A 13,331-nucleotide genomic window follows, 5' to 3' on the forward strand; every position below is an offset into this window, starting at 1 on the left:
ATACAGTGTTTGATCGGCATAAAAAAAGCCTGAATAGATCAGGCCTTTATTCAACAATAATTAATCATTGTCCTTTGAGGCTTTATACGCATACGCATAGTTATAGCCATAGCCATAACCTGCCGCATTACGTTGAATGTCATTTAAAATAAAGCCATTCACTTTCACACCGGCTTGTTCGAAACGATTGACTGTGATTTCGAGTTCTTTCATTTGTGTCTTCGCATAGCGAGCAATGACCAAATTCACACCTGCATATTGCGAAATGATAATACCGTCAGTCACCGCAAGTACAGGTGGCGTGTCAATGATCACATGATCAAACTGTGTTGAAAGTTGTTCAAGCAACTGTTTGAATTTTTCAGAACTCAACATCTCAGATGGATTGCTCGGACTCTTACCACGAGTGATCACACTTAAACCAGCGACTTCAGTGTCTCGAATAATATTTTGTAGAGAGTGCTGATCTGTCATGTAATCAGTCAAACCTGGCTGTGTTTCAATATTGAAATATTTGTGTAGATAACCACGACGTAAGTCAGCATCAATAATCAAAACACGTTTGTCGGCTTGCGCTAATATTGTTGCTAAATTGGTTGAAATAAATGATTTACCCACTTCAGGTGCAGGACCAGAAATCATAATCACATTATTTCGAGCTGAACTCAGCGCAAAATGAATCGCCGTGCGCATACTGCGTAAACTCTCAATCGCAATATCATCGCTATTCTTAATGGCCAGAATTGGGATTTTCTTATGCTTTTTCAGCATCTTAATGCGGCTTTCTTGCACTGGAGAACGCGGTACTGTTGCATACACTGGCAGATCCAATTCATTTTCAATTTGACTTGAGTCTTTAATGCCTGAACGCATCATATTACGTAACAGCGCCAGAAGTGTCCCGAGGAAACCGCCGACAAATATTGATAAAACTAAAACAATAAGTTTCTTAGGTTTAATCGGTTCAATCGGTTCTACGGCAGTATCAACAATTCGAACATTACCAATTTCACCCGCTTTCGCAATTCGAAGTTGTTGGTACGAATTAAGTAAAGCTGTATATAACTGTTGTTTGACTTCAACTTCGCGGAATAACTGTAGATAGCGACGTTGCAAGTCAGGGAGTTGTTTTAATGTGCCATCCAATTCATTAATTTTTTTATTGATCGCGCCAAGTTGAGCGTTCATTTGTTGCATGATTGGATGTTCATTGGTGTATTTCGCACCCGCTTCAGCGACTTTTTGCTCAAGTTCTGCTTTTTGTGTTTCTAAGGCAACACTTTGCGTAAGATACAATTCAGATTCTTTGGTGACATCAACCGTATTAAAGCCTTGACGGAATTTGTTAAATTCACGTTCGGCGACATCCAGTTGTTGTTTTAGTTCTGGGAGTTGTTCATCCAAGAATTTGAGCGTTTGCGCAGTTTCGGCAGAACGTCGCTCTACATTTTGCTGACTATACGCATTTAAAATCGTATTCAGGACTTTTGTAATATGCTCTTTATCTTGACCTTGATAGTTTAATCCTAAAACACCAGTCATTTTCCCTTTTTCAGCCACTGAATAGTTAGCCAAAAGTGATTTCATCGCAGCAGGCAAAGACTGTTTGGTGATGAGATACCGGTCATTCAATTGATCTTGTGTACGAATCTCAACTTTCCATACGCCATCACGGGTAGAGCTTTGATTGAGTTGGTTTACTGAACCTTTTAGCACCACTTCTTCGGTTTTTATATCCGTCAGGGTAAATTGTTTCTCAGTAAAATTAAGTGCCAATGCACGGTCACGAAATTTCTGAGGAACATGGAAATGGGGAATCGCAAAAGATTGTTCGTCATCGTTAAAAATCACAGATTGACGTGAATAATTGGTCGAATAGTCATGTGGTGCAAACAACCGATCGAAAAATGAGTTTTGAGTACCTTCAATTTTTAAATCAAGATTCAATTGATTGATTACTGAACCGAGGACTAATCGAGATTTCAAGATTTCAATTTCTGCTTGAGCGGGTTGTTTCTGCTCAATCATACTTGAGAGATCACCCAAAAGTGCAGCTGATGTACCTTTACTTTCTTCAACTTGGACCAAAGCATCAACAGCGTAGGTATCTGGTGTTGTACGCAAGTAGAGTAGGGCACAGACCAGACTCAAAATCACACACAAGGCAATCAGTTTCCATTGTGCGATTAATGAAAAAAATAATTCTTTTAAATCAATTGTATCTTCGGTATTCGCGTTTTGACTCATAATCTTTATTCAAAATATTAAAGGTGTTTTTTCCAATCAGCGATACAATCCTGAATCAACTGACAGGTGTCATTAAAGAATGCTTGATCGTGTTGGTAAGGATCCGCAATATTTTTTTCACGCCAGTGCCCCAAGCGAAAGGTTTTTCCTTTTGCGTATGGCCATGTTTGTTCGATATGCTTCTGTTGGTTCTGGCTCATGACAAGAATCAAATCCGCATTTTTGACCAATTCAGCATTCAGTTTGCGCGCCACATGATCTTGCATATTTATACCGAAATTTTGCATACATTGTAATGCTTTATCATCTGCAGGATGACCAACTAGACCAGAAATCCCAGCAGAGTGTATGTTTCGATCAGGGTACACATCTTTTAGGAAATATTCTGCCATGGGGCTTCGACAGATATTTCCAATACAGACCACTAAAATATTTTGAAAATTCATCAATTCCCCAAACGATCTAAATTATATAAAGCATTGGAGAAAGGAATAACCTGGTTGACCACACGTTGCCAGCGCGTTAGACCCGTTGCATCGATATAAACAATATCATTACTTTGCATTTTAAACTGATTAGCGAGACCAAAATTAGCAATGCTAGACAGATCCATATGAAAGATTTCAGTCATAGGTGAGTCACTTTGACTTCTAACGACGTAAATTTTACTGCTGCTTGCTGACAATGGATTCAGGCCTAAGCTCTCCCCAATCACATCACTCAAAGTCATGCCTTGATCACGCATCGGCAGGGACTGGTTTTTACCTGACTCACCCATGACATAGATTTTTTGGTTTTCGCGAGAGTTGACATAAATCGTATCGTTAGCTTGCACCAAAAGATTGTGTAGCGAAAACCCTGCTTTCTCAAGTTCAATCGAATTTAAATTATAAGTTTGACCATTTCGAACGAGGCTAATCGATGTATTCGCACCAAATTGTGTGTTGACGCCACCAGCTAAGCCAAGCGCCGTATAGATACTGGTGGGTTGATCATTTAGTGTATATTGACCACCTTTCATGACATTGCCCTGTACTGAATAACGTTGACCTTGGTAAGACAAAACTCGAGCGATGACATCAGGTGTTTTTAAATAACGGGCAAGTAACTGACGAAGTTCTTGATTCACTTGATCTAAACTTTTGCCAGCCGCTTTATAACGTCCAATAATCGGAAATTGAATATACCCACGAGAGTCGATTTGATAGCCATTGGATTTAATGGCTTCTTCATTATTAATGGTATTGGTGGGCGGTGTAATTTCTGGATATGCCCATAGATAAATGGATAATACGTCACCAGCACTGAGTAGATATTGTTTTTGATTTTGTAGAAACAAATGTCCCAAATCTTGGTGAACATTGACTTGTGCAGGTTGAACAGCAAAAAGGGACTCTTGAGTGAGTTTGATGACATTGACTTGAGTGCCCAAATCCGTCTGAAAAACACCTTCTTCAGGTAAGTCATAGGTTTGAAGACCTGAGGTAACAGCACATCCTGTAAAGCTTAAACTTAATGCCAACAGCAAACTATAACGATAGTGACTCACTCGTATTCCTATATTGTATACATTTATGATTATTCAAAAATTAATCTTAACTTAACTATATAAAGTTAAGCGACATTTTATACCAATTAAAACAATAAATATATCTTACCCAAGCTATCTTTATGTTTTAAATGCAGAAAGTATAACTTCTCTGACTTAAAGGAGTTTAATAAGAGTAATTTTTATCAAACTATTAATGATGTAGAATATCCATTTTAGAGCATATATAAGGCTTCAGAGATGTATGATCTCTATAATCTAAAAATTGCCATTATCGGATTGGGTTACGTCGGTTTACCGCTCGCTGTTGAGTTTGGTAAAAAAGTTCCTGTCGTGGGCTTTGATATCCATCAAAAACGCATTGATGAGTTGCGTAAGGGGCATGACTATACATTAGAGGTTTCATCAGAAGAGTTAGCGCAGTCTACGCAGTTGATTTATAGTGCGAATTTAGAAGATCTAAAAGACTGTAATTTATATATTGTCACAGTGCCCACACCAATTGATGAATATAAACAGCCAGATCTTATCCCACTTGTTAAAGCATCGCAAAGTATTGGGCAAGTTCTGAAAAAAGGCGATGTGGTGGTCTATGAATCTACGGTATACCCAGGTGCGACAGAAGAAATCTGTATTCCTGAACTAGAAAAAGCATCAGGTCTTAAATTTAACCAAGACTTCTTTGCAGGTTATAGTCCTGAGCGTATTAACCCAGGTGATAAATTGCACCGTGTCACCAATATTTTAAAAATCACTTCAGGTTCAACGCCAGAAGTCGCTGACTTTGTCGATGAAGTTTATAACTTGATTATTGAAGCTGGTACCCATAAAGCAGCGAGTATCAAAGTCGCTGAAGCAGCTAAAGTGATTGAAAACACCCAACGTGACGTGAACATCGCGCTGATCAATGAGCTTGCAGTGATCTTTAATAAAATGGGCATTGATACCGAAGCGGTGCTGCAAGCGGCTGGCACGAAATGGAATTTCTTACCTTTCCGTCCGGGTCTAGTGGGTGGTCACTGTATCGGTGTGGATCCGTACTATTTAACCCATAAAGCCCAAGCGATTGGCTATCATCCTGAAATTATTTTGGCAGGTCGTCGTCTCAATGATGGCATGGGTGCGTATGTGGTGACTCAGCTTGTGAAAGCCATGCTAAAAAAACGCATTCAGGTGGAAGATGCCAAAGTCCTGATTTTGGGTCTCAGCTTTAAAGAAAACTGCCCCGATATTCGCAATACCCGCATCATTGATATCGTGAATGAACTCAAAGAATATCATATTGATGCCGATGTCTATGACCCATGGATTGATGCTCAAGAAGCTAAGCATGAATATGGCATTCAGCCAATTTCGACTTTAGAAAATGGCAAATATGATGCCGTGATTTTAGCGGTGGCACATGATCAGTTTAAAGCGATGGGTGCAGATGCTATCCGTGCTTTGGGTAAATCTGAACATGTATTGTATGACTTGAAATATGTGTTATCTCAAGCCGAATCTGATTTGCGTTTGTAAGAGGACATATTTTTCATGAATCAATTTCAACAGGTATGTGAGCAACTGAAAGTACAGCCAAAAACATGGCTGGTAACAGGCGTTGCAGGTTTTATCGGCTCAAACCTTTTAGAAACTTTACTCAAGCTTGATCAAACTGTGGTGGGTTTAGATAACTTTGCTACAGGTCATCAGTATAATTTAGATGAAGTGCAAGCATCTGTGACCACAGAGCAGTGGGCGAAATTCAGCTTTATTGAAGGTGACATCCGTCAATTTGCCGATTGTCAAAAAGCCTGTGCCGGTGTGGATTATGTTTTGCATCAAGCGGCTCTGGGTTCAGTACCACGTTCAATTGCAGACCCGATCACCACCAATGAAACCAATATCAGTGGTTTCCTCAATATGCTGACTGCGGCACGTGATGCCGCTGTTGCAAGCTTTACTTATGCGGCAAGTAGCTCAACCTATGGCGATCATCCTGCATTGCCAAAAGTCGAAGAAAATATTGGCAATCCATTGTCACCTTATGCGGTGACTAAATATGTGAATGAGCTGTATGCCGATGTATTTGCTCGGAGCTACGGCTTTAAAGCCATTGGTTTACGTTACTTCAACGTGTTTGGTAAACGCCAAGATCCAAACGGTGCTTATGCGGCAGTGATTCCAAAATGGACGGCATCGATGATTGATGGTGAAGATGTCTTCATCAATGGCGATGGTGAAACCAGTCGTGATTTCTGTTTTATCGACAATACAGTACAAGCCAATATTTTGGCAGCAACAGCATCAGATGAAGCGAAGAATCAAGTCTATAACGTAGCAGTCGGTGACCGTACGACATTGAATGAATTATATCGCGCGATTCAAGTAGCACTTGCGGAAAATGATGTGCAGTTTGAGCGTGATCCGGTATACCGTGATTTCCGTGCTGGTGATGTCCGTCATTCACAAGCGAGTATTGCCAAAATTCAGCAACATTTGGGTTATGCACCTGAATTTAAAATCGCTGAAGGTATTCAATTGGCAATGCGTTGGTACGTCAATAACTTAAAATGATCTTGAGCAGATGATTGCGAAACTGTTCGCAAAGTATCAGTCGATTGGGCTGATTACCTTAAGTTTATTGGCAGGTGCGATAATGACATTTATCGCACTTCCTGTTTTAACGCGCCTATATTCTGTTGCGGAATTTGGTGCGTATGGGATTGCATTAGCCATTGTCAGTGTTTTATCCACGGTGGCGAATTTACGTCTGGATCAAGCCTTATTGGTTGCTGAAGAACAGGATAAAAAAAGCCTGATTTTTGAAGGGGCGGTGTTCTCAACGGTCATTGCAATCATCAGTGGCATTTTCATTAGTTTTATTTTAAATGTTGATATGGCAGGGGCTGTTGCAACAGGTGTGCTTGCCAATACCCTGATTCAAAGCCTATATAATTATCAATTTTCTGCACATAAAGAATATTTCTGTGCAGGTTTAAATATTTTGCGCAGTGCAATTGTGGTGGCGGTGCAACTGTCTTTACCGCTTGTGATGCAGATCAGTTTAGTGAACAGCTACAACGTCAGCTCGATCATCATGATTGTGGTGGTGTTGATTTATCTGTTGAAACATCAACTCTATCAAGTCAGTTGGCAGGCATTTAAAAATTATAAAGATTTTATATATGCTAATACGCCACATGCGTTGTTAAATAGTTGCTCGCATAATTTACCCTACTATGTGTTGTCGCATTTTGTCGGTGTGCAGGCGATGGGTTTCTATGCCATTGTCGAGCGGACTTTGCGTGTACCGATCAATCTGATTTCACAAACCCTACGTCAATTCTTTATTCGTAAGTTTAAAACCACAGATTCAAATCAAAATGCCTTGAAGGCAAGTGTGCTGTTAAGCTTGGTTTCTCTGCCTTTATTTGCCACTTTCTTTATCTTGCCTGAATCCCTATATTTATGGGTTTTTGGCACTGAATGGGTCGGCATCTCAAGCTATTTCCAAATTTTAGCCTTGGGCTATTGGGCGATTTTCTGTAATCCGCCTAGCTCGGCTTTTTTAATTGCCAAGCGTAACAGCCAAGTGTTGTTTAAACTGCAAATTGTTGAGCTGATCATTAAGTTCGCATTATTTGCCGGTTTATATGTTTTATTTGACGATAAAATTTATATGCTATTGGCAGTGCCTGTCGCACTCATCATCTATAACTTTGCCATTTTATATGTGGTGTGGAGAAACAGAAACTGATGTTTTTTAAACTATTAAAACTGATGAATTGGTTCACTGCACAATGTCGTCAGCAATTTTATAACATGGCGTTTGGCACGAAGTTTCGCTATTTCGGCAAAGGCTGTACGGTCGATATTAGTGGAAAGGTGAAGATCGGCAACAATGTTTATATTGGCGATCATGTCAGTCTGATTGTTGAAAATGGTGCTGTGCTAGAGATCGCCGACAACAGTTTTATTGGTGAAAACTGCTATATCAAATGCTTTGGTGGCAAGGTGGTGATTGGTCAAGATGTCAGTATCAATTCCAAATCGTATATCAATGGCTGTGGTGGTGTGACGATAGGTGATAACACCCGAATTGGCACACAAAGTATTATTATTGCGAGTAATCATAAGTTTGGTGAGCCTGACCTTTTGGTCAAAGATGCGATTACCAAACTTGGTGTCAGCCTCGGTGAAAATATTTGGTTGGGTGCACGAGTGACTGTTTTAGATGGAGTGAACATTCCAAGCAATAGCGTAATTGGTGCCTGTAGTTTAGTCTCGAAACCGCTTAACGATGCTGGGGTTTATGTCGGCAGTCCCGTGAAGAAAATCAAAGACCTATAATCAGGTCATCATGCTGACTTTGGCATTCATATCCTAAAGTAAATTTTCAGCGTAAAATATTCAGTGATTTTTCCTTCTTTTGACACCTGACATAGGTCATGTATATGGCATTTATTATTTCTGCTTTGCGACAGTTGTTTGATTTAGCTTATTTTATGGCTAAAGGCAGTGTGGCATATGCACGTAGAAAGGGGGTAAAAGTCGGTGAAAACTGTCGAATTTATATTAAAAATTGGGGCTCAGAACCGTTTTTAGTCTCTATGGGTGATCACGTCACCGTCACTTCAGGTGTGAAGTTTATTACCCATGATGGCAGTACCTGTTTGGTCAAAGATGAACAAGGTAAACGCTATCAACGCTTTGCGCCAATTCAGGTTGGTTCGCATGTATTTATTGGTGTAAATAGCATTATTATGCCGGGTGTGAGTATTGGCTCCAATGTGGTGATTGGTGCAGGTTCGGTGGTCACCAAAGATATTCCTGACAATACCGTAGCGATTGGTGTACCTGCCAAAGTGGTGTCAAACTTTGCCGAATATCAAACCAAAATTCAAAGTACTTGCGCCAGTGATAGCGACTTGGTTGGGATCACCGATTATCAACAGCGTGTTGAACGGGCCATGCAAGTGCAACGGCAAAAATCCTCTTAATTCATTTTCCCCATATTTTAGGTTGTTCTATGCTGAATAAAATCATGTTTTTCTTGCCAACTTTAGGCGGTGGCGGTGCGGAGCGTACCGTGATCCAACTGGCAAATAACTTGGTACAGCAAGGCCGTGATGTCGATGTGGTGGTCTGTGATTTAAGCGGTGAAAAAGCCAAATTACTGCCTGAAGTCGACTCTAAAATTCAGCTGATTGACCTCAATTGCGGGCGTGTGTTTCGTGCCATTCAACCTTTAAAACAACTTTTAAAAGCCATACCTTATGATGCGGTGATTGCCACGCAAAGTCATAGCAATATCGTCTGTGCCATTGCAAAACGTTTGGCAAAAAGTCAGAGTAAACTGATTTTACGTGAAGTGTCGACACCCTCAAAAAATATGAAGCTGACAGGGCTGAAAAAGTTTGTATTTAACCGTTTGGTGAATTGGACCTATTGCAGTGCGGATCAAGTGATCTGTGTATCGAATGGTGTATTGGATGATTTTAAGCAGTACTATCATTATGCTGAAGATAATCTCAGCACCATTTATAACCCTGTGATTGATAGTCGTTATTTGCAAAAACTCAAAGCACCGGTACAACATCGATTCTTTAGCCAAGGTCATCAAGTGGTGTTGGCGGTTGGTCGTTTAACCGAAGCCAAGAATTTTGGTTTATTGATTCGTAGCTTTCATGAATTGCATCAGATTCATCCTGAAACCCGTCTGATTATTTTGGGGGAAGGTGAGTTACGTGCTGAATTTGAAGCCTTAATTAGCGAGCTGAATTTAACCGACGTGGTGGATCTACCGGGCTTTGATCCAAATCCGTATGCGTATTTTAAATATGCTTCGCTGTTTGTTTTAAGCTCGAATTGGGAAGGCTTACCAGGTGTGTTAATTCAAGCATTGGCGTCAAAAGTCAAAGTGGTCAGTACGGATTGTCCAAGTGGTCCACGTGAAATTTTGGCAGATGGCAAGTTTGGTCTTTTGGTGCCGTGTGAAGATCAAAAAGCCTTAAGCGATGCCATGCATCAAGCGCTGTATCATGACTATGTCGAGTTTGATGCTGAAGACGTTAAGCAACATTGTTTGCAATTCCATAAAGATACCGTGGTGCATCAGTACCGAGATTTGTTGGAGTCAAAGGCATGACTAAACCCTTAATGGTGCATGTCATCACCAACTTTGCAGGCGTCGGTGGTGCTGAGATGATGTTGGCACGTTTGATTCAATATACTGAAGATCAGTATCAGCATGTCATTATTGCTTTGATGAAAACCTCCGAGGTCTATCAAAGCACGCTTGATCGTTGTCAGTCATATTATGCACTGCAGTGGAATGGCCTAAATACCTTGGGCACGATTCAAAAACTGCGTGGTTTACTGAAAAAATTACAACCCAAAACCGTGCAATGTTGGATGTACCATGCCAATGCGCTGACCAGTCTCAGTGTCATCGGTTTAGCCCAAAAGCCCAATGTGGTGTGGGGCATTCATCATTCATTGGCATCTCCAAAAGATGAATCGATCAGTACCAAAATCGCACTCGCTTTAAGTAAAGTTTTATCGAAACAACCTAACGCCATTATTTACTGTGCGCATTCATCTAAACAGCAACATAGCGATTATGGCTTTAAAAATGCCAATCAACATGTAATTGCCAATGGTGTATTTCTTGATAAATTTCAGCCGAATGCGCAGTTGCATCAACCGATCGTGATCGGTTTTGCAGGCACGTATAGACATGCCAAAGGCTATCCATATTTGTTTGAAACCATGGGTTTACTTAAAAATGAAAACATTATTTTTAAAATTGCAGGTTCAGGCGCCAGTTTAGAAAACCCAGACGTTAAAGCCTTATTTGAGCAATATCAGTTAGATCATCAAAAAGTCCATTTGCTTGATCAAATTTCAGATATGCCGGCTTTTTATCAATCCATTGATGCATTTCTGATGACCTCAATTACGGAAGGTTTTCCGAATGTATTGGTCGAAGCGATGGCATCGGGTTTACCGTGTATCAGTACAGATGTGGGTGATGCCAAATACATTGTGCAGGATTTAGGCAGTATTGTGCCACCAAGAAATGCCCAAGCCTTGGCAGATGCGATTTTGGCGTATGCACAAAAAACCAAGGCAGAAAAACAAGGCTTAAAACAAGCAACGCGTGAACGGGTCGAGCAGAATTTCAGTATTGCAACCGTCAGCCGTCAATATATGCAGGTGTGGAGCCAACAGGCATGAAATTTTTAATGATCAGTAGTTTTTTGCCGTCAGTACTGAATTTTCGTGGCAAATTATTGGAAGCCATTGCTTCCCAAGGCTATGAAATTCACATCATGGCACCTGATTTTGCAAGCTTTCCCGAAGAACAGAAAAAGTTACAAGCACTTGGCTATCACTTACATGAAATTCCGATGCAACGCACTGGTACCAATCCACTAGCGGACTTAAAACTGCTGAAAAACCTGTATCAACAGATTCGTCATATTCAGCCTGATTATGTGCTGTCGTATACCATTAAACCGGTGATTTATGGCACGCTTGCGTCATGGCTTGCCAAAGTACAGCATCGTTTTGCGTTGATTACAGGTCTTGGCTATGCCTTTCAAAATGTGGAATCAGGCAAGCGCAGTCTGTTCCAAAAAATGGTACATGGCTTATATGCCCAAGCCTTAAAACATAGCGACAAAGTGTTTTTTCAAAATCCTGATGATTTAAAACTGTTCCAAGACATACACTTACTTGAAGCCAATAAACCGACTGTGGTAGTGAATGGTTCAGGCGTCAATGTACAAGATTTTGATGTCATGCCATTACCAAAAAATCAGCAAGGTCAGGTCAAAGCCTCATTCTTACTGATTGCTCGTTTATTGGGTGATAAAGGCGTGCGTGAATATGCTGAATCGGCACGCATCATCAAAGAAAAGCATCCTGAAGCGGAATTTCATTTGGTTGGTTGGATTGACGATAATCCATCTGCGATCTCGCAAGCTGAACTGGATGAATGGATTGCCGATGGTCGCCTGAAATATTGGGGTAAACTCAGTGATGTCCGTCCTGCCATTGCAGAAAGCTCAGTCTATGTCTTGCCATCGTATCGTGAAGGCACGCCACGCACGGTGTTAGAAGCCATGGCAATGGGACGTGCGATCATTACCACTGATGCACCGGGCTGTCGTGAAACCGTATCGCATGGTGTAAATGGCTATTTGGTCGAAGTAAAATCAGTCGATGACTTGGTACAGAGCATGCAATATTTTATTGAAGATCCAAAACTCATTGAATTCATGGGACAGCGTTCTCGTGAAATTGCCCTGAATAAATATGATGTGCATCAGGTAAATAAACATATGCTTGCTGAAATGGGAATCATCGATATCAATTTAGAGTCTGGCGCATGTTGATTAAATACATCAAAAGCGATTTATATCGTTATACGGGAAAAGTCAGTTTTAAATTGTTTATTAAAAACTACCTATTTAATCGCGGCTTTAATTTTTCATTTTGGTTACGTATTGCTAGTTCAAAAACGTTTTTAGCAAAACTTGCTTATCCCATTTATTATTATAAAAGAAAGCAATATGGGATCGATATTCATACCACGACTAAGATTGGCTATGGCTTATATATTGGACATGGTGGACCTTTAGTCATTAATCCCACAGCAGAGCTTGGGCATAACGTCAATTTATCTCAATTCACAACGATTGGTGCCAATGGTGGTCGTCGAGCAGCCAAAATTGGTAATAATGTTTATATTGGACCTCATGTCTGTATCGTGGAATCAATTACGATTGGTGATAATTCAACGATTGGCGCGGGTAGTGTGGTGACGAAAGATATTCCTGAAAATGCTACGGCTGTAGGAAATTATGCCAAAGTCATTCACATGAATAATGCAGGTCAATCTGTAAATAGACGTTGGACAGATCTTGACTAAGGGGCAGAGGAATTCAATGTTAAAACGTATTATTGATATCACCATTGCTTCCACGGCTTTAATTTTGCTGTCGCCTGTATATTTGATCGTGGCACATAAGGTGAAAAAGAATTTAGGTTCACCGGTGCTATTTCGTCAGGTGCGTCCGGGTTTACATGGTAAACCGTTTGAAATGATCAAGTTCCGTACCATGAAAGATGCGCTGGATGCTGAGGGCAACCCATTACCCGACAGCGAACGTCTTACCCCATTTGGTAAAATGCTTCGTGCCACCAGTCTTGATGAAATGCCTGAACTGTGGAACGTGATTAAAGGTGATATGAGTATTGTCGGTCCACGTCCATTACTGATGGAATATTTACCTTTATATAATAGCGAGCAAGCCAAACGCCATAACGTGCGTCCGGGCATCACCGGTTATGCACAGGTAAATGGACGTAATGCCATTTCATGGGAAAAGAAATTCGAACTTGATACATGGTATGTTGAAAATCAGTCCTTGTGGCTCGATTTTAAAATCATGCTGAAAACCATAAAAAAAGTGATTGCCAAGGATGATATTAGCGCTGAAGGCGAGGCAACCATGACCAAATTTACCGGCACACCGGAATAACA

The 13,331-nt window shown here is 40.6% G+C and carries 13 protein-coding genes; 10 read left to right on the top strand and 3 right to left on the bottom strand.

Going from position 1 to position 13,331, the window contains the following annotated elements; all coding sequences use genetic code 11:
- Window positions 1-60: 60 nt before the first annotated feature.
- The 3 genes from AC1M9F_RS10345 to AC1M9F_RS10355 are packed head-to-tail and all read right to left on the bottom strand — an operon-like array spanning window position 61 to window position 3,796.
- On the bottom strand, window positions 61-2,247 hold the full coding sequence (locus AC1M9F_RS10345; protein ID WP_481597713.1) for a polysaccharide biosynthesis tyrosine autokinase: 2,187 nt from the start codon (window positions 2,245-2,247) through the stop codon (window positions 61-63).
- A gap of 17 nt (window positions 2,248-2,264) precedes the next feature.
- Window positions 2,265-2,693 carry a low molecular weight protein-tyrosine-phosphatase gene (locus tag AC1M9F_RS10350; protein ID WP_481596467.1) on the bottom strand — a complete coding sequence of 143 codons (429 nt, stop codon included), beginning with the start codon at window positions 2,691-2,693 and terminating at the stop codon, window positions 2,265-2,267.
- Window positions 2,693-3,796 (bottom strand): polysaccharide biosynthesis/export family protein, encoded by a 1,104-nt coding sequence (locus AC1M9F_RS10355; RefSeq protein WP_481597714.1) that lies wholly within the window; start codon window positions 3,794-3,796, stop codon window positions 2,693-2,695. The genes AC1M9F_RS10350 and AC1M9F_RS10355 overlap by 1 nt, the downstream gene beginning before the upstream one ends.
- Before the next feature lie 240 nt (window positions 3,797-4,036).
- Here AC1M9F_RS10355 and tviB point away from each other — a divergent pair, with 240 nt between their 5' ends.
- From tviB to AC1M9F_RS10405, 10 genes are all read left to right on the top strand, one after another.
- Window positions 4,037-5,314 (top strand): Vi polysaccharide biosynthesis UDP-N-acetylglucosamine C-6 dehydrogenase TviB, encoded by a 1,278-nt coding sequence (tviB, locus tag AC1M9F_RS10360; protein WP_481597715.1) that lies wholly within the window; start codon window positions 4,037-4,039, stop codon window positions 5,312-5,314.
- Between the two features lie 15 nt (window positions 5,315-5,329).
- Window positions 5,330-6,352, top strand: a complete 1,023-nt coding sequence (locus AC1M9F_RS10365) for an NAD-dependent epimerase/dehydratase family protein (RefSeq protein ID WP_481597716.1) — start codon at window positions 5,330-5,332, stop codon at window positions 6,350-6,352.
- A gap of 10 nt (window positions 6,353-6,362) precedes the next feature.
- Window positions 6,363-7,535, top strand: a complete 1,173-nt coding sequence (locus AC1M9F_RS10370; protein WP_481597717.1) for a lipopolysaccharide biosynthesis protein — start codon at window positions 6,363-6,365, stop codon at window positions 7,533-7,535.
- Complete coding sequence (locus AC1M9F_RS10375; protein WP_481597718.1) at window positions 7,535-8,128, top strand: acyltransferase; 594 nt, start codon at window positions 7,535-7,537, stop codon at window positions 8,126-8,128. The genes AC1M9F_RS10370 and AC1M9F_RS10375 overlap by 1 nt, the downstream gene beginning before the upstream one ends.
- Before the next feature lie 104 nt (window positions 8,129-8,232).
- Complete coding sequence (locus AC1M9F_RS10380; RefSeq protein WP_481597719.1) at window positions 8,233-8,778, top strand: acyltransferase; 546 nt, start codon at window positions 8,233-8,235, stop codon at window positions 8,776-8,778.
- A gap of 29 nt (window positions 8,779-8,807) precedes the next feature.
- A complete protein-coding gene (locus tag AC1M9F_RS10385; RefSeq protein ID WP_481597720.1) occupies window positions 8,808-9,926 on the top strand; it encodes a glycosyltransferase in 1,119 nt (372 codons plus the stop codon).
- On the top strand, window positions 9,923-11,017 hold the full coding sequence (locus AC1M9F_RS10390) for a glycosyltransferase (RefSeq protein WP_481597721.1): 1,095 nt from the start codon (window positions 9,923-9,925) through the stop codon (window positions 11,015-11,017). The genes AC1M9F_RS10385 and AC1M9F_RS10390 overlap by 4 nt, the downstream gene beginning before the upstream one ends.
- On the top strand, window positions 11,014-12,180 hold the full coding sequence (locus AC1M9F_RS10395) for a glycosyltransferase family 4 protein (RefSeq protein ID WP_481597722.1): 1,167 nt from the start codon (window positions 11,014-11,016) through the stop codon (window positions 12,178-12,180). The genes AC1M9F_RS10390 and AC1M9F_RS10395 overlap by 4 nt, the downstream gene beginning before the upstream one ends.
- Complete coding sequence (locus tag AC1M9F_RS10400; RefSeq protein ID WP_104498391.1) at window positions 12,174-12,716, top strand: serine O-acetyltransferase; 543 nt, start codon at window positions 12,174-12,176, stop codon at window positions 12,714-12,716. Before AC1M9F_RS10395 ends, AC1M9F_RS10400 begins: the two co-directional genes overlap by 7 nt.
- Window positions 12,717-12,732: 16 nt before the next feature.
- On the top strand, window positions 12,733-13,329 hold the full coding sequence (locus AC1M9F_RS10405) for a sugar transferase (protein ID WP_481597723.1): 597 nt from the start codon (window positions 12,733-12,735) through the stop codon (window positions 13,327-13,329).
- The last annotated feature ends 2 nt before the right edge of the window (window positions 13,330-13,331 follow it).

Source organism: Acinetobacter sp. ANC_7504 (genome assembly GCF_056779995.1).